The 23,856-nt window shown below is 49.7% G+C and carries 23 protein-coding genes; 9 read left to right on the top strand and 14 right to left on the bottom strand.

Annotation, left to right across the window (positions count from 1 at the left end):
* The first annotated feature begins 450 nt into the window (after window positions 1-450).
* The 6 genes from A0126_RS07965 (at window position 451) to A0126_RS07940 (ending at window position 7,809) form a co-directional block, all read left to right on the top strand.
* Window positions 451-1,536: an SH3 domain-containing protein gene (locus tag A0126_RS07965; protein ID WP_088837185.1), complete on the top strand. Its 1,086-nt coding sequence runs from the start codon at window positions 451-453 to the stop codon at window positions 1,534-1,536.
* A 159-nt stretch (window positions 1,537-1,695) separates the two neighbouring features.
* Window positions 1,696-3,375, top strand: coding sequence for a DUF2339 domain-containing protein (locus A0126_RS07960; RefSeq protein WP_088837184.1), 1,680 nt, complete (start codon window positions 1,696-1,698; stop codon window positions 3,373-3,375).
* 135 nt (window positions 3,376-3,510) lie between these two features.
* The gene (gene efeO, locus A0126_RS07955) at window positions 3,511-4,344 is read left to right on the top strand and encodes an iron uptake system protein EfeO (RefSeq protein ID WP_088837183.1); all 834 of its coding nucleotides are present in this window, start codon (window positions 3,511-3,513) and stop codon (window positions 4,342-4,344) included.
* Window positions 4,345-4,346: 2 nt separating this feature from the next.
* A complete protein-coding gene (efeB, locus tag A0126_RS07950) occupies window positions 4,347-5,588 on the top strand; it encodes an iron uptake transporter deferrochelatase/peroxidase subunit (RefSeq protein WP_088837182.1) in 1,242 nt (413 codons plus the stop codon).
* Window positions 5,572-7,251, top strand: coding sequence for an FTR1 family iron permease (locus A0126_RS07945; RefSeq protein WP_088837181.1), 1,680 nt, complete (start codon window positions 5,572-5,574; stop codon window positions 7,249-7,251). The genes efeB and A0126_RS07945 overlap by 17 nt, the downstream gene beginning before the upstream one ends.
* A gap of 96 nt (window positions 7,252-7,347) precedes the next feature.
* Window positions 7,348-7,809: a YflT domain-containing protein gene (locus A0126_RS07940; RefSeq protein ID WP_088837180.1), complete on the top strand. Its 462-nt coding sequence runs from the start codon at window positions 7,348-7,350 to the stop codon at window positions 7,807-7,809.
* Between the two features lie 55 nt (window positions 7,810-7,864).
* Here A0126_RS07940 and A0126_RS19145 read toward each other — a convergent pair whose 3' ends face one another.
* The gene (locus tag A0126_RS19145) at window positions 7,865-8,032 is read right to left on the bottom strand and encodes a hypothetical protein (protein WP_157898483.1); all 168 of its coding nucleotides are present in this window, start codon (window positions 8,030-8,032) and stop codon (window positions 7,865-7,867) included.
* 69 nt (window positions 8,033-8,101) lie between these two features.
* The gene (locus A0126_RS07935) at window positions 8,102-8,638 is read right to left on the bottom strand and encodes a flavodoxin family protein (protein WP_088837179.1); all 537 of its coding nucleotides are present in this window, start codon (window positions 8,636-8,638) and stop codon (window positions 8,102-8,104) included.
* A gap of 151 nt (window positions 8,639-8,789) precedes the next feature.
* On the opposite strand from A0126_RS07935, the gene A0126_RS07930 reads away from it, so the two are divergent.
* Window positions 8,790-9,458 (top strand): hypothetical protein, encoded by a 669-nt coding sequence (locus A0126_RS07930; protein ID WP_088837178.1) that lies wholly within the window; start codon window positions 8,790-8,792, stop codon window positions 9,456-9,458.
* Here A0126_RS07930 and A0126_RS07925 read toward each other — a convergent pair.
* On the bottom strand, window positions 9,444-10,292 hold the full coding sequence (locus A0126_RS07925) for an alpha/beta fold hydrolase (RefSeq protein ID WP_088837177.1): 849 nt from the start codon (window positions 10,290-10,292) through the stop codon (window positions 9,444-9,446). The two genes, A0126_RS07930 and A0126_RS07925, sit on opposite strands and share 15 nt — an antisense overlap.
* A gap of 113 nt (window positions 10,293-10,405) precedes the next feature.
* Here A0126_RS07925 and A0126_RS07920 point away from each other — a divergent pair, with 113 nt between their 5' ends.
* Entirely contained in the window at window positions 10,406-11,410 is a 1,005-nt protein-coding gene (locus A0126_RS07920) for a helix-turn-helix transcriptional regulator (protein WP_088837176.1), read from the top strand.
* A gap of 133 nt (window positions 11,411-11,543) precedes the next feature.
* Window positions 11,544-11,870: a hypothetical protein gene (locus A0126_RS07915; RefSeq protein ID WP_088837175.1), complete on the top strand. Its 327-nt coding sequence runs from the start codon at window positions 11,544-11,546 to the stop codon at window positions 11,868-11,870.
* A 218-nt stretch (window positions 11,871-12,088) separates the two neighbouring features.
* On the opposite strand, the gene A0126_RS07910 is transcribed toward A0126_RS07915, so the two are convergent.
* From A0126_RS07910 to parE, 11 genes are all read right to left on the bottom strand, one after another.
* Window positions 12,089-13,066 (bottom strand): hypothetical protein, encoded by a 978-nt coding sequence (locus A0126_RS07910; protein ID WP_239456896.1) that lies wholly within the window; start codon window positions 13,064-13,066, stop codon window positions 12,089-12,091.
* Window positions 13,063-14,109, bottom strand: a complete 1,047-nt coding sequence (locus A0126_RS07905; RefSeq protein WP_088837174.1) for a DUF58 domain-containing protein — start codon at window positions 14,107-14,109, stop codon at window positions 13,063-13,065. The genes A0126_RS07910 and A0126_RS07905 overlap by 4 nt, the downstream gene beginning before the upstream one ends.
* Before the next feature lie 2 nt (window positions 14,110-14,111).
* On the bottom strand, window positions 14,112-15,020 hold the full coding sequence (locus A0126_RS07900) for an AAA family ATPase (protein ID WP_088837173.1): 909 nt from the start codon (window positions 15,018-15,020) through the stop codon (window positions 14,112-14,114).
* 138 nt (window positions 15,021-15,158) lie between these two features.
* Window positions 15,159-15,374 carry a DUF3006 domain-containing protein gene (locus A0126_RS07895; RefSeq protein WP_157898482.1) on the bottom strand — a complete coding sequence of 72 codons (216 nt, stop codon included), beginning with the start codon at window positions 15,372-15,374 and terminating at the stop codon, window positions 15,159-15,161.
* 12 nt (window positions 15,375-15,386) lie between these two features.
* Window positions 15,387-16,253 carry a ComEC/Rec2 family competence protein gene (locus A0126_RS07890; protein WP_088837171.1) on the bottom strand — a complete coding sequence of 289 codons (867 nt, stop codon included), beginning with the start codon at window positions 16,251-16,253 and terminating at the stop codon, window positions 15,387-15,389.
* A complete protein-coding gene (locus A0126_RS07885) occupies window positions 16,250-16,801 on the bottom strand; it encodes a histidine phosphatase family protein (protein WP_029330219.1) in 552 nt (183 codons plus the stop codon). The genes A0126_RS07890 and A0126_RS07885 overlap by 4 nt, the downstream gene beginning before the upstream one ends.
* 62 nt (window positions 16,802-16,863) lie before the next feature.
* Window positions 16,864-17,658, bottom strand: a complete 795-nt coding sequence (locus tag A0126_RS07880; RefSeq protein ID WP_088837170.1) for a DUF3307 domain-containing protein — start codon at window positions 17,656-17,658, stop codon at window positions 16,864-16,866.
* Window positions 17,655-18,302 (bottom strand): hypothetical protein, encoded by a 648-nt coding sequence (locus A0126_RS07875; protein ID WP_088837169.1) that lies wholly within the window; start codon window positions 18,300-18,302, stop codon window positions 17,655-17,657. Before A0126_RS07875 ends, A0126_RS07880 begins: the two co-directional genes overlap by 4 nt.
* Window positions 18,303-18,564: 262 nt before the next feature.
* Window positions 18,565-19,035 (bottom strand): NUDIX domain-containing protein, encoded by a 471-nt coding sequence (locus A0126_RS07870; RefSeq protein WP_235195152.1) that lies wholly within the window; start codon window positions 19,033-19,035, stop codon window positions 18,565-18,567.
* A gap of 296 nt (window positions 19,036-19,331) precedes the next feature.
* Window positions 19,332-21,737 (bottom strand): DNA topoisomerase IV subunit A, encoded by a 2,406-nt coding sequence (parC, locus tag A0126_RS07865; protein WP_088837168.1) that lies wholly within the window; start codon window positions 21,735-21,737, stop codon window positions 19,332-19,334.
* Complete coding sequence (gene parE, locus A0126_RS07860; RefSeq protein WP_088837167.1) at window positions 21,730-23,700, bottom strand: DNA topoisomerase IV subunit B; 1,971 nt, start codon at window positions 23,698-23,700, stop codon at window positions 21,730-21,732. The genes parC and parE overlap by 8 nt, the downstream gene beginning before the upstream one ends.
* Between the last annotated feature and the right edge of the window lie 156 nt (window positions 23,701-23,856).

The raw sequence follows: 23,856 nt of genomic DNA, 5'->3' as shown, positions 1-23,856 counted from the left end.
AAGCTACAGGGTCGCGACCGATTACTTTTCGTGCTTTAAAAGCGATTCAAGACGGATTGCGCTTTAAAACGTCTCCATGCCCGGCTTTTTGGTCACGGTATTAGCTAAAAAGCGTCATGTTTCGTTGACTCCTACGGGAAAAAGTGCGTTTTTAACGCACGTTCAGAGGCAGGCAAGACCCTGCGCGTTGGCCGCTAGGATCCAAGGAGCAACGGCTTGCGCCTCGCCCGAGGAACGCAACGAACAAAGACGCTTGATCTCCCGATAGAACTTTGTCTACAGTCTGAATCTTCTTGTTGTGCATATACAACAGGAGGATTTTTTTTGTTACAAAGAATGAAGATATTTCTATTTTTTCAGAATTTTCTTTTGAAATCATGATTATTATTTCAATAACTTGGGAAAAATGGTGTATATCATCGTATTGTCATTCTGTTAAGGGGGTCTATCATGAAGAAGTTTTTTTCAAGTGTCATCGTCGCTGGTGTTCTGTTTGGCGTATTCAGTCCGTCGCTCGTCGCACATGCCGCCACGAAGCTGACCATCACGACCGCAGTCTTACGTGTCCGTGAAAAGCCGACGACCTCAAGCAAGATTCTCGGGAATGTCGTCAAAGGAAACGTCTATACGTTAAAAGGAACATCGGGAAGTTGGTACAAAATCACCTATAAATCACGGACGGGGTACATACACAAAGATTATGTGAAGACATCGACGACGTCCTCGAAATACACATCGACCGGCACGAAGTATACGACGGTCGGGACGTTAAACGTCAGAACGGGCCCGAGCACAAAATACAAATCCGTCACCCAGCTCGGTAAAGGGGTCAAAGTCGCAACGTATGGCACGTCAGGGAGCTTTACACGTATTTTGTATAGCGGGAGCTACCGCTATGTCTCGACACAGTACTTAACGAAAACGAAGCCAACGAGCAGTACGACTAAAAAATTAAATGTCCCGTACTACAATCAATACACGTTAGGCTACCCGTCAGGTTGCGAGTTCGTCTCGTTGAAGATGGCGCTCGCCTACAAGAAAAAGTCTGTTTCGGCTGCGTCGCTCTATAAACAACTACCGAAAAGCATCAGCAATGCGACCTACAAAAATGGGAAATACTACTGGGCCGATCCAGAAAAAATGTTTACGGGTGATCCGGCCGGGACGCTCTCTTACTACAAAAACTGGGGCGTCTATCCAAAAGGCATTCTCCCGCTCGCTAAAAAATACCGGAGTGGCGCCGTCGATATCTCCAAACAAGGTGTCAGTAAGATTGAACGTGAAATCCGGAGCGGGAATCCCGTCATCGTCTGGGCGACCGTTGATTTCAAAAATCCATATGGCTACTTCTCTTGGATCAAGCCGGACGGCAAAACGTTCACCGGGTACCGGAACTATCACGTCATGCTCGTGACGGGTGTTTCAAGCAGTTCGTTCTACGTGTCTGATCCGTACCGTGGGAAATACGCCGTCAGTCGCGCACAGTTCACATCTGTTTATAACACGACGGGACAATATGCGTTATCCGTTCGTTAACCGGTCTCCTGACAAACGACTTTCACCTTTTCCAAAAGGGCGGAAGTCGTTTTTTTTCGTTGAATCGTCACCTGACGTTTCCTTATTTTTGAAAAAATAAGAAAAAGGCAGAAGAAACAGGTACACTAGTACCATCTAAAATAAAGAAAGGGTGGAATGATGGAAGAACAACGAATCACCCAACTGGAACAGGAACTCGAGGCGTTGAAGTTACGTGTCGCGCAACTCGAACAGCTGCATCCTGTTCCGCATCCAACGTCGACTCCGGAGCAAAGTACGGTCGCGACACCGAAAAAAAGACCCGCCTTCGTCAAAAAAGACGACACGTTTTCACCAAAAATCAAACAAATCCGGACGCGCGATGAGTGGGAACACATGATTGCGACCATCTGGTTACCGCGCATCGCCGCAATTTTTGCCGCGATTGGGGCAATTTTCTTATTTTCTTACGCCTCGATCTCCGGCTGGGTCAATCCAGCGGTCCGAGTCGGCAGCGGAGTGCTCATCGGATTGCTCTTAATCGGAGTAGGCGAGTATCAGTATGAGAAAAAGCGACGAGAACTCGGCGTCGGGCTCGTCGCGACGGGGACCATCGTTTCTTTAGCCGCCTTGTTCGCTGGCATGGCGTTGTATCAATTCTATTCGCCGGGTCTTGCCTTCTCGCTCGAACTCGTCATTTTATTCATTACGTTCGGATTAATGTTATGGATGGCGTCACGTGTCCTCCTGATTCTCGTCTCAATCACCGGATTTTTACTCCCGTTTCTGCAACTGGCGGACGAAGCGAACGTTTCGTTGTTTTTACTGTATGAAGTGATATTGTTCGCCGCCTTGTTCTATGCCGCGGTTCGCTTAAAAACGATTCTCGGTTTCGTCGTCAGCTGGGGATTCCTGACGATCGCTCTTGTTACAGCGATGAGCATGGTCGGCTTTTCACCACCGTCCACGTCTGACGAAATCTCACTGCTTGCTGCGTCGCTCGTCAGCTACATCGGGACCGCCTTCACTGGGCAACGTCTCCGGATGAAGTGGAATTATCCGAGTTACGGGGCCGGTCTTATTGTGATTGCGAGTCTAGCCGTCATCGATTGGCAGTGGGGGACACTGATTGCCCTCGCGCTGGCAGGGCTTGCCTATAGCATCGCTAACTACTCAAAAGATGCCTGGCACAATGCAGTCGGTCACGCGACGGTGTTCTATGCGATCACGCAAATTCCCTATGACATACTTCGACTGAGCGAGCAGTTCGAAACCCTGTTGTTCGCCTGCATCCTGATCGGCCTTTGGTTCGTCAAACGCCAGCACATGCCGTACCAACGGATGATCGCTCTCGCTTTGTATGTCTACTTCATCTTCGACCAGATTACGCAGTCGGGTATGTACGCGGCAATGAACGACTCGTTTCGTCTTTCGGTCGTCGCCTTAGTACTTGCGACGAGTGGTTTAATTTATTTACTCGTGCAACAACACCGCGCGATGGTCGAGGACGGGACGTTCCAGATCAGTCTAGTTGTCGCAGCCGTCGGCGTCCTGACGACGTATACGTTACTCGTCATGGAACTGCCGTTTTATGACGGACTCGACGAAACGAATCGCAGTACGACATTATCGGTTGCCTACATTTTACTTGCCTTGCTTCTCGTCACGATTGGTCGGATCCGTAATTTGTCCGTCTGGCGATTATCCGGTCTGCTGCTACTTAGCGTCAGTGCGATTAAGCTGTTAGTGTTTGATTTATCGTTCTTGACGCTCGTCCAAAAAGCGTTTGTCTTTATCGGGTTTGCAATCGTAGCGTTCATCATTTCACGGACGTATTTTAAAAAGCGAAAAAACAACTAAATGAGCAAAAACCCGTCCTGATGACGCTCGTCAGGACGGGTTTTTCATGTTAGCTCTAAATTTATATTGATAACGATTATCATTATCGTCTATACTAACAACTGAACTTACTTAACGATTTGGGGGAAATGAATCATGTCACATAAGAAAATCCTTACGGCGAGCGTCTTGTCACTCGCGACCTTGTTAGCTGCTTGCGGGGAACAAGAAACAACGACAAAAGCGACACCGAAAACAGCGGACGGCCAATTCGATCAGGTCGTCGCCGATTACCGCGATTATGCGATCAATGAACTCGATGCCTTCACGAATAAAACAGAAGCCTTCACGACGGCCGTCAAGGAAGGGGACCTTGAAAAAGCGAAAGCGCTCTATGCACCGGCGCGGATGCACTATGAACGGGCGGAACCGATCGCGGAAGTTTTCGGTGACCTCGATCCGAAAATCGATGCCCGTGCAGGTGACGTCAAGGAATCCGAGTGGGGCGGTTATCACCGGATCGAACAAGGCTTGTTCGAAAAGGGAACAACAAAAGGGTATGAGCAATACGCGGAGCAATTGATGCAGGACGTCCACCTCTTGCGTGCAAAAGTCGAAACAGTCGACGTGACACCGGAGCTTCTCGTGACGGGGGCAACGGATTTATTGAATGAAGTCTCGACTTCGAAAGTGACAGGCGAAGAAGACCGCTATTCACATACCGATCTTTATGATTTTGCAGCGAACGTCCAAGGGGCGGAAAAAATTTATCAGTTATTGAACCCGAGCCTGATGAAACAAGACGACGCATTGTCAAAAGAGATCGCAGCGCGCTTTGAAGACGTCAATGCCTTGTTAGAAGCGAAGAAAACGGAAAAGGGGTACGTCCTCTATACGGACTTATCAAAAACCGACGTTAAACAGTTGAGTCAAGCCATTAACGAACTGGCAGAACCGCTGTCGAAGATGGGCATCGTACTGGAGGGATAATCATGACACGACCAACATTAGAGGCTGGCATGACGCGGCGTGATGTCTTAAAAGTCGCCGGCCTGACCGGTCTCGGTGCAGCTTTTTATGCAAGTGGTGTCGAACGCTTCTTACCGCGCGCCTTGACGGCTAAGGCGTCCGATCAAGTCCCGTTTTACGGCACCTATCAAGCGGGCATCATGACGCCGGCCCAAAATCATGTCCAACTCGTCGCTTTTGACGTCAAGACGGATCGCCGCGACGAGCTGATTGATTTATTGAAGCGCTGGACGCGGGCTTGCGCGCGCTTATCAGCAGGACTATCGCTCGGCGAAACAGATAGCGCCTACATCCCACCGGACGACACCGGTGAAGCAGAGGGGTTATCTGCAAGTCACTTGACGTTCACGTTCGGTTGCGGAATTAGTTTATTTGAAGGGGATCGTTTCGGCATCGGCCATAAACGCCCGGCACTCTTACGAGATTTACCGACATTTGATTTGGACCAGCTCGATGAGAAATGGTCCGGCGGTGACTTGATTGTCCAAATTTGTGCGGACGACCAGCAAGTCGTCTTCCACGCGTTACGCAACTTGACCCGAATCGGACGGGGTGTCGTCAAGATTCGTTGGACGCAAGCCGGTTTCCAGCGGTCGAAAGTGGCAGATGCGACAGGCGGGACACCGCGGAACTTGTTCGGATTCAAAGATGGGACAGGCAATCCTGACGTGACGAAAGCAGCGACGCGGGAGAATACGCTGTTTTATCAATGGCGTGATGGTTCACCTTGGCTGACGAACGGGACGTTTCTCGTCGTTCGCCGGATTCAGATGCACCTTGAAGTCTGGGACCGGACGATTTTGAAGGAGCAGGAGCGGACATTCGGGCGTGAACGGGCGTCCGGGGCACCACTCGGTTCAAAAGATGAGTTCGCGTCCGTTACACCGACGAAACGGATCGCACGGGGGGAAGCAGAACTACCGGCAGACTCGCATACAGCGGTCGCGCATGGTGAAGGAAAGGTGCAACTGCTCCGACGCTCCTACTCCTACCAGGATGGCGTTGATGAGACGACAGGCGCATTAGACGCCGGTCTGTTGTTCCTCTCGTATCAGCGATCGCCGGAGCAGTTCATCACGATCCAAGAACGGCTCGCAACTTCTGACCGGATGAATGAATACATTACTCATCGTGGAAGCGCGCTGTTCGCGTGTTTCGGCGGCATTCAAAAAGGAGGTTACATCGGTGATGCGCTCTTTGCTTAAAGCTGCCTTACTCGTGTTCCTTATATGTAGCACGCTCATCCCCCATGCGGGTGCAGAGGCGAAAACCGATGCCCTTTACGTGTCGATTGGTCAAGCCATCTCAGCCGTGAAGGCGGAAGATCGCGATGCACTTTCAAAACGAATCGCGACGTTAGCTAAACAATCAAAGGAACTGGCTGACTCAGATGAAAAAGCCGTCATCTTAAAGCGTTTATCGACGCTGAAACAACATCAGGATGCGTCGTTCGCGACGATCAGTGCGGACTTGACGGCACTGTCGACGGCCGTCCGGACGCTCGAAGACACAATGCGTCCCGCGCAGGATGCGACGGCCCGGACCCGTCTGCTTGATTTGCATGAAGTGACCAAGCAAATGCGGCAAGCGGATGCGGGTGAGCGAAAGAAACTCGAACAGACCTTGTTAAAGGAATGGACGGCCCGTGAGAGCGTCGTCCGGGAAGAAAGCATCGGTCACTACGGAAAAGTCGAGATGGCGTTATCTGCGATTCGCATCGCACAAGCGCGCCAGACATTCGACCAGACGGAATGGAACGAGGCCCTCGACCAGTTTGATACAAGCATCGACTCATTCGTCGAAGGGGACATCGTCAAGACGGCATCAGTCGAATTGACCGATTTGATCCGTTTACTCGATCAGGCGTCGGATGCGCTCGTTGCAAAAGACCTCGACGGGGCGCGGTCGACTTTGACGACGTTCATCGCCCAGTGGCCGAGCGGAGAAGGGGCGGTCCGGACACGAGACAGTGCTTTATATACGCAAGTCGAGACGGACGTCCCCTTATTGCTCGCCCGCTTAAACGGGGAGACGCGGAACGCGACAATCACTTCGTTACAGGAATTAAGCGCATCGCTCGGACAACTGACCGACCAGACGAGCTATACGTTCGTCGACGCGATGCTCGTCATGGTCCGGGAAGGACTTGAAGCGTTGCTGATTATCAGTGCGCTCGTCGCCTTAACACGTAAAGCGAATTTACGGGGGGAACGGCACATCTGGTTCGGAGCCGTCCTCGGGCTTTTAGCGAGTGGTCTGCTTGCGCTAATCATTCAATTTTTCTTCTCGACCGCGCTCGCAAGTGTCGGACGAGAGCAAATTGAAGGATGGACCGGCTTGTTCGCCGTTCTCGTGATGTTACTGGTCGGAAATTGGTTACATTCGAAAACGGCCATTACTTCCCGTCAGACGCAACTCGTGTCCGACCTATCGCGGACTTCACTCTTCATCGTCAGTTTCTTGACGATTTTCCGGGAAGGTGCGGAGACATTACTCTTTTACGTCGGGATGGCACCGGCGATGACGCCACTCGCCTTAGGTGGAGGCATTTTGGCAGCCGTTCTCTTCATCGGACTCGTGTCAATTGCAGTCATCTATTTCGGTGTCCGTTTGCCGATTCGCCGTCTATTCTTAGGCGCGACCATCTTAATCTATATGATGGCCTTTAAGATACTCGGTGTAAGTCTACATGCGCTCCAACTGACAGGTGTATTGCCTGTCCATCCACTTGCGCTGCCGCCCATCGCCTGGATCGGATTTTATCCGACGATTGAAACCGTGGTGCCGCAAGTGCTGGTAGGTCTCATCATCATCCTGACGGTACTTCGTAAACAACGACGCGGCACGTCACTAAAGAAAGTTTCATAAGCAGTTTTTGAAATCCATGTTTTATTCATTATGTTTCGGGAATAACTTTATATTGAGACAGCCAACTGAGGCTTAGTATGAAGGAGATGAACGAACATGATTGAAACACGTATTGTCCGTGACATGACTGGCGTCGATGCAGAAATAACGAGTTTAAAGTCAGGCGGGTATTCAAATAAACAAATTTATATTTTTGCAAAAGACGAGGAACTGGCAGAACGGATTGCGAACGATACACAGACGCTTGCTTACCGCGTCACGAAAAAATCTTTTTTTGAAACATTGATGGCGACCGTCCGTAGTAATCGAAAAGATCGTATCGCCCAACTATCTGAACTTGGCATGACGAAAGATGTTGCAGAAAGTTTGGAAGATGAAGTCCGCCATGGCCATATCGTCATTGTCGGATCAAAGTCAGACTTAATCAACCCGGCCTATGCCGCATCTTACGTCGCAGATGAATCGAAAGATTATGGAGCGGGTGTACCGAAGCTTGAAGAAGAGGAAACGACGACAACCTTGCCTGCCGACCAAAATGTGAAGCTCAAAAACGACTAAACAGTCAAAAGACGCATTTGCGATTGCAAATGCGTCTTTTTTTGTCCTATACGACTTAACGAGAAGGCTCGATCGGATTTAAGGGAGTGGAGTGAGAATCAAGTCGTGGTCGCACGACCCGTATTTCTTCATCCGTTTGAAATAGCTGTTCTAGTAAAACGATATGATTGCGTGTCTTAAGTTGTTTCCACTTGCGTTCATTGCGTTTTTTCGACTGTAACATCTAGCACCACCTCCGATTAGTCTGACTACAGAATGGAACTAATCAAAAGATTCCCTTACATAACTTTCCTTAAACGTACGCTTTTGACATTTTTTCTCGGAACGCATCAATCTCTGCAAGGGCGACCGTATCGCGTTCGACGTCCCCCGGTGCATTCCCTTCCGCGAGGATCGCCGTTTCAAAATGGGCTCCTAAAAAGGTCGCGATATGCTCGAACTGTGTCACAAGGGCGCGTCCTTTTTCTTTCGGATCATCGCCGCCGACAGCAATCAGGTGGAATCGCTTGCCTTGCATCCGCTCACGGAAACGTAAGTCTTCATCACGCAACGATTCACTGAAGCGGTCGATGAAGAGCTTCATCTTCGTGGACATCGAATACCAGTAGATCGGCGTAATGAACACGATGTCGTCATGCTCGAGCATTTCTTCCACGATCCGCCGGTAATCATCGCCAATCGGTAAGAACCCACCATGATGCCGCCGGTCTTCCACAGGTTGAATCATCGTGTTGGCTAAATCGACCGACACATGAGGAATGCCCTCGAATGCGCGGACACCGAGCCATTCACTGTTCCCTTTTCTAGAACTGCCGTAAATCGTATACATCTTCGTTTCATCTCCTTTATTAATCGCTATTTGTCCATTGTAAGACAAAGGAAACGTTGAAATAAACTGATTTGCTTCTAAGAATGGTTTTGAAAACCGGGATTGCGGAAAAAGACTATCAGCACACCAGGAAAAGAGGAGGATACGTCTGATGGAAAGAAGTATTTTGATTGCTTTAGAAAAACACCTTTATGTGATGCACCATGATTTAGACGGTCTCGCTCGTCTTATCACGAAAAAGTTCGTTCATCTCAGTCAAGTCGCAGCGTCCGTCGAACATTTTCGTCGGATGAGCTTTGATATCTATAAATCACGGGAATCGTTGGCTCAAATTTCGCCGCAAGTCCTCTATGAGACGGCACTTGATTATGAGGACTGGCTTGAAGAGGAGTTTGATCAAATCCCACCGAGCTGGATGCTCAGCCGTGATGAGGAACTAGCACTTGATCAACTTTGGTGGTTTGAATTTTTCCGGATTCAAGCTGAACTCGAGGAATGGCTCAGCCTGTACTTAATTCGTCGAATCCGTGAAGACATTCGGTATGTACCCCCTGTCATTGAAAAGAACGCCTATGCATTATCGGACGACGCCCGTCATGTCTTTTGGCGTTTGTTGCAACGGTCCGTTGCCAAACCTTCGTCGAAAATCAAAGCGAATCAACTGTCCTGTCGAATGGGCATCGCAGAAATCGCCCGCTGTGCCCGCTTGAACGAAGAACGGACGGAGCAGGCGATCGACGAATTGACGGCCCGGGGAATCATCTCGATTGTCGAGGAAAATGAAAAAATGAAGCTACATGTTCGTTTACAGGTGATTTAATGTGATGAAGCGTTCAATCATTCGTTCATCTCGTCGTGCTGAAGGACCAATCCAAATCAAATGACCCGGACTTTTCGATTCGATGAACTGGGCATGGGGGATCAGACGCTGCGTATAGCGGGCATGCTCGAACGGGACAGCGCGATCGGCTTGTGAATGGACGATTAGGACTGGGCAGCTGACCGTTTCGAGTGTCTGTCGCTCAAGCTGCTGAGTGATGTCGAACAAGACGCCGCGCCCGGGACCGTTCTGTAGTCCGACGGCATACAATAAGCGTTCATCCTCATGCGTCAAGAGTGACCGAATGTCACTACGTTGCAATAGGCTCGTCATTTCGACCATCCGGACGGACGCCTCTTCAGGAAATTTTTTTAACTTATCTTTAACATATGTCCATAATACCCACTGAATGAAGTGGAGTGGACGTTGCAAGAGCGGTTGAATCAATACGTTCTGGTATGGAAGTGAAATTTGATGAGACATCGCACACGCTAAAACGAGTGAGCAAGCAGCATCGTTTTGGCTCGCTAGGGCGATTGCTGTCGGACCGCCTGCTGAGATGCCGTAGATGGTATAGCGCGTAAAACCACGTGCTTGCATCCAACCTTTATAAAACGCAGCTAGCTCGACAGGAGACTCCGCTAACCGCAGCGGGGTTTTTCCGTATCCGGGACGTGACGGGACAATCACGCGGTACCCGGCTTGAATTAATTTTTCGACATGATAGATTTCCCGGTAATCGGACTGTGTACCGTGGATTAACAGAATGATGGGACCTGTTCCGCTATCCCGGTAATCAAATTGTTGTTCCTTCCATTCACCAATCAAATGCATCCAAATTCTCCTAACGATATAAATTTTACCAATTTATTGTTAATATTATTATTTATTTACGGTATACTCGAAGTATAATCAAATACCGTAACGATAGGAAATGAGGATGTACCGTGCCTACTGAAAAATTATCAAACCGTGATCGCTTACTGGCTGTTCGGGATATTTTTGAAAAATACTCGGACGAAGAGGAGACCTTGACGTTAGAAGACTTGAGTATCGCTTTATCAAAACGAGGATTGATTGAAAAATTATCAAGAAAATCGCTGAAGGACGATATTGAGGCCCTCGCGAAAGCAGGGTTTGATGTCGTCAAAGAAGAGACGAAAAATGGACTGGCGACGCCATATCATCTCGTCAGCCGGCGGTTTGAGCATCACCAGTTGCGTTTACTCGTCGACGCGATTGCAAGTGCGAAATTCATTTCGGAAAGTGAGACGAAGGCGCTTGTTCGAACGATTCAATCATTGACGAGCGAGCGGTTGGCGAAGACGTTGAACCCCGTCATCCATACGGTAAAAAAACCAAAAGGAATGATTCCGTTCTCGATCGATACGATTCAAAAGGCGATTACGGAACAAGAAATCATCAGCTTTCAGTACCAAGGGAAGTTTAATGAACGGACGCGGAAGTTCGAGCTCCGCCGAGATGGTGATTTTTATCTCGTCACACCAGCGCACCTAATTGTCGATAACGGGAACTATTACTTAATCGGTCGTGATGAACGTGTCCAGCAGATTCGGACATATCGTGTCGACCGGATCGTCCAGTGCAGTGTATTCGAACCGGCAGAGACTCCGGTCGAGGTGGATCCTTCCTACTTGAGTAACATGTTCAACATGTACGGAGGGGAAGATGAGCAACTGACGTTAAAATTTCACGAAAGCGTCATGCCGACGGTCGTCGATCGATTCGGGACGGATATCCGCTGTCGACGAATCGACGAGGAATGGTTCGAGGTTAAAGTCAGTGCCCTCTTCTCGGAAGGCTTCATGATATGGTTGATTCAATTTGCTAACTTAGCTGAAATCATCGAACCGAGCATCCGTCGTGAAACCTTTAAAGAGAAGGTCCTTCAGTTGGCGCGAATCTATCAGGAAAGTTCTGTTGTAAACTAATGCTGCGAAAAGTGTCCTTGCAAGTGAAAGGACACTTTTTGTCGTTTTTTGTCGTATATTCATATTTGAATATTTTCGCGTATCTTTTCCGTCTACTATTAAGGGTATCTGATACTTATGTAGGAGGAACGTCATGCAACAGATGGAAAATCGCCGTACACGGGGCTGGATGGATGGACTATTGTATCTATTCTTCGTCTGTCTATCCTATACTTCCTGGTACTTATTGTTTATTTTCGCTTTTAACTTACTTTTTGCGGAAGAACTATTAGAAACGATGGATATCGTTATTTTTGGTTTTAGTCCACTCTTTGCACTAGCCATTACAGTCTTTTCGATTCGTCTCTTTAAACGTCGTGGTCAACTCAAACATATCCCGGTAATTCTTGTCGTCTATTCGCTTGCAACGAGTATTTTACTGTATTATTCAATCGCTTATTCGGTCTTACCACGGCTGTAACGAGACTTGCATCATCCCGTTATTTGGAATATGCTACGCTTATAGCTCATGCCAATAAGGGGGGATACCATGAACACACAGTATATCCTCGACTGGATGCCGTTAGTGCTTCCTGTCGGTGCAATCGTCTTTATCGTCGTCATCGCACGTAAAGCATCGAAAATTGATTCAACTAAATGAAAAATCTCCATTCTCTGTTACAGAGATGGAGATTTTTTTTATTGTTCAATACGTTCCCGAACCTGACGACGGAAAACTTGTAAATCATAGGCGGGTTCACTTTGACTAAACTCGATTCCGTCGATCAAGCGGGCATTGCGTTCGACTTCCGGGAAGGTGATTCGCTCAAGCCATTCGTATGTCGTCTCATCGCGTTTGCGTGGAAAGGCTTGCTCCAATTGCGAGGCGAGTTGGAGCAACGGATGCTGACTGTGCTTTTTCGCGGCCTTCGTCCGCTTTTTGGCGGTTGGTCGGACGATCTCGTCCTGCTCCACCGTGACGACGCGTCGTTTGCGGAGGAAATAGAACATCAGTCCGACGACGAGGAGAGCCAGTCCGAGGGCGGCATAATTAAACACCTGGATCGTCGCGGCGTTCATTGCCCCTTGTTTGATGGGTTCGACCGCTTCCATGTTGCCGAGGGTTGCACCAGTCTGCGTTTTTTCATCGACCTTTTCCGAAAGCGGAATCGTCCACGTAAAGAGTGAACCGAATGCCTCGAAGGCGGGGCGCATTAAATTTGCGACGGATCCGAACAATGCTTCCTTCATCAGGCGAAGAAGGAAAACGAGCAAAAAGCTAAGTCCGAAGGCGAGCGTGACGCTCGTCAAAATCCGGCGCCACTCGACGAAATGTCGCTTTAAGAATGGCGTCAGGACGAGTAGACCAAGCAAGACATAGGCGAGGAGCGGTGGTGTCAGTCCGGGGTACAAGAAACAAATCCCGACGAAGACAGCACCCGTCAAAGCAAAGCGGTACTCGAGTTCGATCGTCTCGAGGAAGGCACCGATCGCAGTCGCTAACAATAAGAAGATGCTGATCAATGGTGATACATAAAACAGGGCGAGCGCAGCAATCACTTGCAGAAGAATCCGGACTTTCCGAACGGGTAGGACGGCAAGCAGCGCAAAGGCAAGCAACGGGAGTGCCATCGTCTGTAAGAGACTGATGATGAGTAACCACCAGAGCAACATCATGCGCTCACCTCCTTTTGCCGATGACCGAGGTGGATCGCGGCAGTCGTCGACGGGACGGCCCGTTGGAGACGTTTCATGAAGTAGCGGCGCTCAAGCGGTAAGTCGTACTCTGACAGGCGCGCCAAACACTCCATCGTCCGTAAAAACTGTTCCTTTCCTTTTCCGGACGGAACATGATACCACTGACCATCCCGATTGACCATCGAAATCCAAAGACTGTAAGAGGCACCTTGTTTTTCAAGTTCCCGGATGATTGTCGCACCACGGGACAGCAGTTTTTCAAAGTCACTCCGTAAGGACAATCCGTCACCGGACAGACCGTCGATGATGACGGCATAATCATGATTCCGGACACGGTCGTATTGATAGGAATAGAGTTCGCTCGTCTTCGCATATGCTGACCAGTAAATTGTCTTGGCGTCTCCCGCATAAGGGACGACGGAATGAAAGCTCGATCGGTCCGTGAACGGGCTCGACCGATCAACCGTCTCACCGGGGATTTGCCGTTCGTTCCATTCGACGGAAGCAGGGGCGAAGTCCGGGAAGACATGCCCGAGTTGTTGAATCGGTAATGTCAAGTAGACCGTCATCGTATGGAACGGATCTGAAATCATCACATCGAACGACTGAATCCGAATCGTTCCGCGATGTGCGGCGATGACGTCAATTTCGAACGGAACGATTTGATTTTTACCGACGAACAGATGATGCCGCCAAAATTGACTGCCTGCACCATCGATTCGGACCTGATCCCCGAGCAAGCCGGATACAGTGACTTTACCGAGCGGAAACCTTGCCCGGTTTTCTAAAGCAAACGGGATGGCGAGTTCATCGTCACGAAAGGCACGTGTCGTTTCGACCAGTCGGACGTCGATCTGATTAGCTAAGTATTCGAGACACTTCGGCATATACCAGCCGTAGAGGACATAGGCGACGAATAGACTGGCGAGGACGAGTGAACCATATAGGGCGCAAAAGACACCACTTACCCCGACTAGAAATAAGAAGATGGGATGGAATGCTTTAGGTGTAATCAATTGCATGGTTACACCTCAGTCGGTACAGTCAAAGATTCAAGGGTTTGTTTGACGAGTCGTTCATTCGTCATCTTTAACGTCGCTTCAAGGGTCAAGACGAGACGGTGGGCGAGCAAGGGGGTGGCCAAGCTCTTGATATCTTCCGGCGTCACGTAATTCCGCTCATGCATCCAGGCGCGTGCTTTTGCCGCTTTCAGCAAGGCGAGCGTCGCCCGCGGACTTGGACCGATTTCGATGTCACGGTGCGCTCGTAGGGCGTCACATACATCAAGGAGGTAGTCCTCGACCGTATCTTCGATGGTTACGGCTGCGACTTCCTGTTTCCAGGCGTTCAATTGCTCGAGTGGGAGATGAAGATCCATCGCCTCGAGATGCGCGCCCCGCAAAAGTGCTTTTTCAGCAGTCCGGTCGAGCGGCGTGAACGAAAGTTTGAACAGAAAACGATCGAGCTGAGCTTGAGGCAACGGGAACGTTCCTTGTCCATCGAACGGGTTTTGTGTCGCGATGACAAAAAAGTGTTGCGGTAACGTATAGGACGTGTCACCGATTGTGACTTGTGCTTCCGCCATCGCTTCAAGGAGCGCTGACTGGGTGCGCGGGGTCGTCCGGTTGATTTCATCGACGAGGACGATGTTGGCGAACAGAGGACCGAATCGTTGTTCGAATGAGCCGGTCAACGGATTGAACAACTCCATTCCGAGTAAATCGGTCGGTAGCGTGTCGGCTGTACACTGGACACGGGAAAACTTCGCATCGAGCGACTGCGCCAATGCCTTAGCGAGTGTCGTCTTGCCGGTACCCGGTCGATCTTCCAGTAAGACATGTCCTTCGACGAGCATGCCGATCAACAGATGATCGATGACATGGTCCTGCCCGAGGACGGATTGTTTTAAGGATGTACGTAGTTGTTGAAACATAAAATAATTCCCCCTTGTTTTCTTCTTCTCACTAAAGTGTACGAAAATTCAGATAAAACCGCCAGTAATTCTCGATATTCCTTCTAAATAATTCCATTAATCCGTAAAAAAGCAGACACGCTGTGTCTGCTTCCTGCGTCAATCCTCAAACAGTTCATCCATCAACTGGTCGATTTCCTGGCGACGCGCCACCGTCTCGGTACGTAAAATCCGGATCGAGCGCCCTTGCCATTCCAGCCGATCGCCGACTTCTGCTGCGACCGGCAGTCGTTCTCGCGGGAGTTGAATCGTTTCCCGTGCTTCCGTCTCACACAAGGCGAATGCCTCCTCAAAAGCTGTGACCGTCATCTTCATCGTCATGCCTCCTTAGTTCGGACGGAAGTCTTTGCGACTTGTGACGGTAATCGCCGTCCCATCCGATGTGTATTCAATCGTCCCCATCCGGTCCGTCCGGTCGATTGTGATGCTCTCTGCTGCTAAGGCATTCATGACTATCGGCCGGGGATGGTTGTAGGCATTTCCTTCTCCCGCTGAAATTAAGGCACGTTCAGGGTGGACCGCTTGCAGAAATGGAATCGACGACGATGTATCGGCACCGTGATGACCAATCTTTAAGACATCTGCCTTGACGTCAATTCCGGCTGTTAGTAATTGTTGCTCCGTCCGAGTCGGCGCGTCCCCCATGAAGAGGAACGTATTCTCCTCGTGCGTCATCTTCAGGACGGCACTCCAACTGTTTAAATCACGGGTCCCGTCCGTCAAAGGAGCGATGATCTCAAAATCGGCTGATTCACTCGGAATGACGACGCCGGCTTTCGCCGTTTTGATTGTCACCCCTTCATTTTTAACAGCAAGCAAAAAGTCACGATAGGTATCGGTCGTGTGATTGACACGCGGGGCGTAGACTTGGTCGACATCAAATGCTTCAAGGACGGTGTCGAGTCCGCCGATGTGATCGGCGTCAGGGTGGGTCGCGATGACGGCTGTTATGCGTCTCACCCCAAGCGCTTTTAAGTAGCGGACAACGTCATCTCCTTTCCCATTGTTGCCACCATCAATCAAAATCGCGTCCGTCTTCGTCCTGATGAAGGTGCTGTCACCTTGTCCGACATCAAATCCGTATACCGAGACCGTCGTTTCGGCACGGTCGGTGCGTAGCGCTTCGTCTTCCCGCGTCATATAGAAAATGATGATGAGACCGAGGGCGAGCAGAATCGTCGAAGCCCATTTCATCGTCTAACCTCACTCTTTTCAAATTGATAGAGCATCCCGTTGCGCGGGTGACGGAAGCGGGGGCCGGTGTAACCACGTTTTTTCAGTGCCGTGCGCATCAATAACATCATTCCGCCGTGACCGACGAGGAGAACGCGTTCATTATTCTCGAACGCCAATTGATTCAACAACACTTCAATGCGTTGGTTGGCATCTTTAATCTGCGCCTGAATCCGTTTGCTGAACGGAGCGACGAGCCGACCGATGATCGCCCAGGCGAGGAAGGGGAGGCGAATCCGGGAATTGATTGTCGGGAACGGCACTTCCCGTAAAAGGTCGGTCACGATGATCTCATCCTCATAGACACTCTCCGCTGTCTGGATCGCCCGCGGCATACTGCTCGCATAACAGATCGTCCAGTCCGTCTGTCCGAGTTCGACCGGTTTGACATCGATCGCCGAGCTATCGTACCGTTCAATCCAAGCTTCGATATCGGAAGCGCTAATCCAACCTTTCGTCGGATATCCTTCTGTGACCCGGTGGTGTCTGACTAATCCAATCGTTTTCATTTTTGTTCGACGGTCTTTCTGGTAAAGCCAGGAAGCCGTCTCACCTCACTTTCTTTCTCGTTCTATAATACGAAGCGAATGGCGATTCCGCAGAGGAGTGCGCTCAAAATACTAAGTAAACTGCCGATGATATAATATTCCGCAAAACGGCGGTCTTCAAACTGCTTGAACCGCGCCAATGCTTTGAGAGCGATGATGAAGCCGATTGCACCAACCGCATTGACGGCGACGAGAATAACGATGATTGCCCGCTCGACGAGACCGATATAGCGACCAACGCCATTAATCTCTGTCGTGTAACTGCGGGCCGAATCCTCAACCTCGTGGGTGACGGAACGGCTGATCCCGTTCAATTGTTCCTTACGAGTCACTTTCCGCTCGAAATGGGATTCAATCAATCGGGGAGCGAACGGTAGCAGCAAGGGGGCGATGCCCCGTCCGACCAGTTCCGTCGCAACCAGGCTCCACATGATGATCCAAAGCACTTGGAAGGAGAGGGTGATGGCACTTGGCCAACTGATCGGGAACATCACCGCAATCAGACCAATGATGATGCCGATATGTAACAGTTGATCAATCCAAAAAGCCGGTGCCGGTTTGATGATCCGCTTAAGTTGCGAGCGGTCAATGACGGCGTGTGATCCGATAATCGCACTGAAGAGATACAGGGCACTTACGAGCTCGATTTGTCCGGTCAGGTAAAAATAACTTAAGACAGCCGCTGTACAGAGGCTATGTATCCCGAGGTGGACGAGCAGGGGGCGAAGCTTCCGGTGCTTGTGCTCCGCGATCCGTTTACCTTGCAGCGAGAAATCGGCAATGAGATGGGCAATCAGAAGGCTCAACAGTAAATTCATCCAATCGCCTCCCAGACTTGGAGTTGCTCGAGCGCTTGTATAAAAGCCGTTTCGAGTTGCTTCCGTTGTTTACGTTGCGAGCGGGCAACAAGTTTCGCGACGTTAATTCGGGCATCTTTTTCTTGAAAACCCATTTTTAGTCCGATTTCTTCATACGTTGCGTCCGGGAATCGGTCCATCAGTGTATGGAGCTCGACTTGACGATCTGTTTTACCAAAATAAGCGGGATACAGCATATCGACATAGCCTGTTAGTAAAGCAGCCGGGAAATAAGGGGGGCCGGCGAAAACGATTTGATTGTCTGATTTTTTGGCCGCCTCTTGCGCTTCGAAGGCAAAAATGATGGCGCTACCGTTCGCTTCGTCGGCTTCTGTCGTCGAAAGCGTTTCATATTGACCAAATCCGACTCCGACATAACCGTCGAGCGGACTATTAACGAGTTCGAGTAAAACAGGATAACAGATTGGGTAGCTTTGGAAAACACCGAGTAAGCTGTCTCCAGACTTGATTTGAAATGGGACGAGTGCGTCTTTAAACTGATCATTTAATTGCTCCGCTAACGTCCGGAGTGTCTGCAATAATTCTTCTTTGTGCGGAAAAGTGCGTGAGTTTTTGACGTCAAATGAAATGGCGACGGCTTGCATCAAATTCCTCCTTTGTTACTGATAATCCGGTTACAACCGTAATGTTACCGACATAAAGGTAACAAGTGATTTGTTACTGTATTTAGAGTAACAGGGCTGGATGTAAAAAACAAAGGGGCAAACTGACTATTTTTTATGGGGGACATGCAAAAAAATTATTTTTCTTTGCTAGTTAACATAACATATATTATCAATAGTTAAATAATCTTGTCTCATAAGTAAGGTAAACTCAATATAGTGAGACAAAACAAAAAACACGACATTAGCCGTGTTTGCGACAATCATATGGTTGATTACGTTCCAACCGATGAATGAGCCGATCAAGAAAAATATGATGCCGGCGTTCGAGCTGTGTGATGCGATCAAGCGGCAACCAGGCGAAATGGAAAAAATCACCGCAATCTTGACCGTCACCCGCAACACAATGCGTCCATCTGTTTTCTTGGCATTCGATATGGGCATGATAGAAATACGTGTAATGGACCCGCATCCGCTCTGGGTAACGCATCTCTTCTTCGCCAACGTATTGAACGGTCGCAAGTGATAGACCACTTTCTTCCAACGTCTCGCGGACGGCTGCTTCCTTGGCGATTTCTGCGTCTTCAATCGTCCCGGCAGGAATCTGCCAGTCACTATCTGGAGCTGATTGTGGATGAAAAACAAGTAGTTCCCATCCCTCTGGTTGTTCCCGTGTGATATAGATTGCTACTTTTTCGCGTCGTCTGAATTTCATCTTCATCACCTCTCCAGTTAGGCAGATGGCACAAAAGCAGCTAAGGACGGATCCGTAGCTGCTTGAGAAATACATATAAGCTACGCTTCGAACCGCTTCGCGTCTGATGTGACATGCTTGACCTGACCATTTTCTTTTATTGTAGCGGTTATTGGTCACTCTTTCAATTTGTAAACTAAAGATTCACCGATAATTTGTGGAAATAATCTAAAAAAATGATTAAAAAGACGACATTTCCTACAAAAAGACAGAAAAAAAGACGTCCCCCACGCTTCATCGTGAGGGACGTCTGACCGTCAAACGGTATACCAGTCAACGAGTGGACCGAATTTTTCTTCATCATACGCAAACGAACCATTCGATAACCGATCGAGATAAGACAAGGAACCGATTTGAATCGATTTTGCCTGCTCTTTTCCGATTAAAAGGAGTTCTTTTTGATTCGTGACATCAAGTAACGCCGCTACCTGATGCGGTTTTGATTTTAAATCACGCAACAATTGCTGACCACGTAAGGCACGATTCGTGATTTGGAACTGATCCGAAAGGCGCATCTTCTTCAAGGCACCCCGCTGTGTCAGTAAGACGATATTCGGTGCTTGCATAAAGGCAATCGCCCCTGCGACGACATCATCATCCTTCAGGTTGATGGCTTTGACACCTGCTGCCCGAACGCCGACGACCGGCACATCGTCTTCCGTGAACCACAGACCAAAGCCGTTTTGCGTTGCGAGGAACAATTGTTTCTCGCCAGTCGAGACCGCAGCATAGAGGACCTCGTCATCTGCTTTTAAGCGGACGCCTTGCAATGGTTTCGACTTCCGCTGGGCATTGTAATCGCTCAGTTTCGATCGTTTGACCATTCCTTGGCGAGTGACGAACAGACAATGTGACGTTTCGTCGAACGTCCGGACGAGATCGATCGAGAGGACACGGTCACCCGGTTCGAGTGGTACGAGATTGGCGACGTGTTGTCCGCCATCCTTCCATTTCGTATCTGGGAGCTGATGGACCGGAATCAATAAGTAATTACCGCGTATCGTCCAGACGATGACGTGATCGGTCGTCATCGCTTGCCCTTGATAGAGCAGACGATCTTGTTCCTTCATCTCCGGGAGGTCGTTCGAGGCACCGAATGAACGGAGCGACGAGCGTTTGATGTAGCCGTTTTTCGACATGAAGACCATCGTTTCTTCGACGGCGATCATGACTTCCGTCTTCAGCTTCAGTTCTTCGACTTCGGCTTCGACGGTTGAACGGCGTTCATCCGCGACTTGATCCTTTAAGATGCTCAATTCTTTAATGATGAGGCGGTTCCGCGTCTTCTCATCGTTCAAGATTTTCTCGAGACGCGTGACTTCCTTCTCGAGTTTTTCAGCCTCTTCCTGCAATTCGACGATGTCCGTATTTGTCAGGCGATACAGTTGGAGCATGACGACAGCTTCTGCTTGGCGGTCCGAGAAGGCGAAGCGTTCAATCAGATTCTCTTTTGCTTCCGCTTTGTTCGTCGCAGCCCGAATCAGACGGAGTGTCTCATCGAGGACGGAAATCGCAGTCATTAAGGCAGAGACGACTTCCTGGCGGCGTTTCGCTTGATCGAGATCAAACGTTGTCCGGCGGATGACGACTTCCTTGACGTGGCTTAAATAAGCATCCAGTAAGGCGAGCACACCCATTTGACGCGGTGTCCGCTCATGGATGGCGACCATATTGTAGTTATAGGCGACTTGGAGGTCGGTTTGTTTGAGGTAAAAATGTAAAATCCCCTCTGCATCTGCCTCTTTTTTCAGTTCGATGACGACACGCAGTCCGTCGCGGTCCGTTTCATCGCGGACTTCAGCCACTCCTTCGACTTTACGGTCGAGGCGTAATTCTTCCATCCGTTTGACGAGATTTGCTTTGTTGACTTCGTACGGCAGTTCCGTGATGACGATTTGCTGACGTCCCCCGCGGAGTGTCTCGATTGTCGCCCGCGACCGGATGATGACTTTCCCGCGTCCTGTTTCGAACGCTTTTTTGATCCCGTCGAGCCCTTGCACGACGCCACCAGTCGGGAAATCAGGTCCTTGCATGTGTGTCAGCAGGTCGTTGACGTCATTGACCGTGCCTGAGATGCGACCGATTGCCGCGTCGAGGACTTCGCCCGCGTGGTGCGGAGGAATCTCTGTCGCGTATCCGGCAGAAATCCCGGTCGAGCCGTTCATCAACAAGTTCGGTAACAACGACGGTAAAACGAGTGGTTCTTCCGTCGTATCATCGAAGTTGAGTGTATAGTCGACCGTCTGTTTATTGATGCCGTCTAGAATCAAGCTTGAGACTTTCGAGAGACGCGCTTCCGTATACCGCATCGCGGCCGCGCTATCGCCGTCGATCGATCCATTATTCCCTTGCATGTCGACGAGCGGGTACCGTAACTTCCACTCCTGACTCAAGCGGACCATCGCCTCATAGACAGACGAGTCGCCGTGCGGGTGGTAATTGCCGATGACGACCCCGACCGTCTTGGCAGACTTCCGGTACGCACGGTCATACAGATTCCCTTCCGTATGCATTGCATAGAGAATACGCCGCTGGACGGGTTTGAGCCCGTCGCGCGCATCCGGTAAAGCCCGGTCTTGAATGATGTATTTCGAATAACGTCCGAACCGGTCACCGACGACCTGTTCGAGCGATAAATTTAAGATGTTTTGTAAATTAGACATGCTTTGTCACACTCGCTTTCGTCACGTGTTCGTTTTCAATGATTGAGATGTCTTCCGCGAGTCCGAACGCGACGTTATCTTCAATCCATGACCGGCGGTGGCCGACGTTATCGCCCATCAAGACGGAAACACGTTTTTCAGCAACGGCGGCGTCGTCGATCGTGACGCGAATCAATGTCCGGGTCTCAGGATCCATCGTCGTTTCCCAAAGTTGAGGAGCATTCATCTCACCAAGTCCTTTGTAGCGTTGGATCATATAGCCTTTACCATACTTTTTTGTTGTTTTCGCCAGTGTGTCTTCATCCCAGACATACTCAAACTTCTCCGTTTTTCCCTTACCTTTCGAGACACGATACAGCGGCGGTAAAGCGACGAAGACTTTCCCGGCGTCAATCAACGGACGCATGTACCGGAAGAAGAACGTCAGCAGGAGGACTTGAATGTGGGCGCCATCGGTATCGGCATCGGTCATGATGATGACCTTGTCGAAATTACAGTCGGACAGGTCGAAATCTGCCCCGACCCCGGCTCCGATCGCATGGATGATCATGTTGATTTCTTCATTCTTCATGATGTCGGCGAGTTTCGCTTTTTCCGTATTGAGGACTTTCCCGCGTAACGGTAAAATCGCTTGGAACGTCCGGTTCCGTCCTTGTTTCGCAGAACCGCCGGCAGAATCTCCCTCGACGAGGAACAATTCATTTTTGTCGGCGTTTTTTGAAGCGGCCGGTGTCAATTTCCCGTTTAAGATGCTGGAACGTTTCTTTTTCTTGCCGTTGCGCGCTTCTTCCCGGGCTTTGCGGGCTGCTTCGCGAGCTTGTGCCGCACGAATGGCTTTTTTAATGAGCAAAGTCGCCGTTTGCGGGTTTTCTTCGAGGTACGTCGACAGACGGCGGCTGATGACGGCGTCACAACTCGTCCGTGCTTCAGGAGAACCGAGTTTTGACTTCGTTTGTCCTTCGAACTGGAGGAATTCTTCCGGAATCCGAATCGAGACGATCATCGTCAAGCCTTCCCGGATATCATTGCCGTCGAGATTTTTATCTTTTTCTTTTAATAAACTATTTTTACGGGCATATTCGTTCATAACGCGGGTCATTGCCGTTTTCGAACCGACTTCATGGGTTCCGCCGTCACGCGTCCGGACGTTATTGACGAACGACAGGACGTTTTCCGAGTAGGCGTCCGTGAATTGGAACGCGATATCGACTTCGATTTCGTTTTCGACGCCTTCAAACGCGACCGTCGGATGCAGGACATCTTTATCGTCGTTCAAATAACCGACGAACTCGCTGACCCCTTCTTCGTATTGGAAGACATCTGCTTTGTCGGACCGTTCATCCGTCAAGGTGATTTTCAAGCCTTTTAAGAGGAAAGCGGATTCACGAAGACGTTCAGCGAGCGTTTCGTAGTTGTATGTCAAGGTACTGAAAATTTTCGCATCCGGCTTAAAATAGACAGCCGTTCCTTTTTGACGCGTCGCTCCCGTCTCAAGTAACGTCGTTTTAGGCATTCCGCCATTTTCAAACGTTTGCTCGAACTGTTTTCCGTCACGATAAATCGTCACCTTCAAGTCTGTGGATAAGGCATTGACGACGGAGGCACCGACACCATGCAATCCACCAGACGTCTTATAACCGCCTTGACCGAATTTTCCGCCGGCGTGGAGAACGGTGAAGATGACTTCTGCCGTCGGTTTCCCCGACGCGTGCATTCCCGTCGGCATCCCGCGCCCGTGGTCACGGACCGTGATGGCGTTATCTTTATGGATCGTGACATCGATCTGTTCCCCGAACCCGGCAAGGGCTTCATCGATTGCGTTATCGACGATCTCATACACCAAGTGGTGGAGTCCACGATGATCGGTCGATCCGATATACATACCTGGGCGCTTCCGGACAGCTTCGAGTCCTTCGAGCACCTGGATGGCATCGTCATTATAATTGTTTAAATCTGTCGCCATAGTTTTCACCTCATATAGAAAAACGCCGATTTTCCAAACATTCGTTCGTTTTTCTAGTAGTCTGTATCTAATTGTAGGCATCTTCTTGCTATCTGACAAGGGGGAACGTAAAAAAGACACTCACTCGCGTTTGAGTAAGTGTCTTGATTTGACTCG

It is taken from the genome of Exiguobacterium sp. N4-1P (assembly GCF_002214325.1).
The sequence above is the reverse complement of the archived record's forward strand: the minus strand, read 5'-3'. Positions and strand labels throughout refer to the sequence as shown.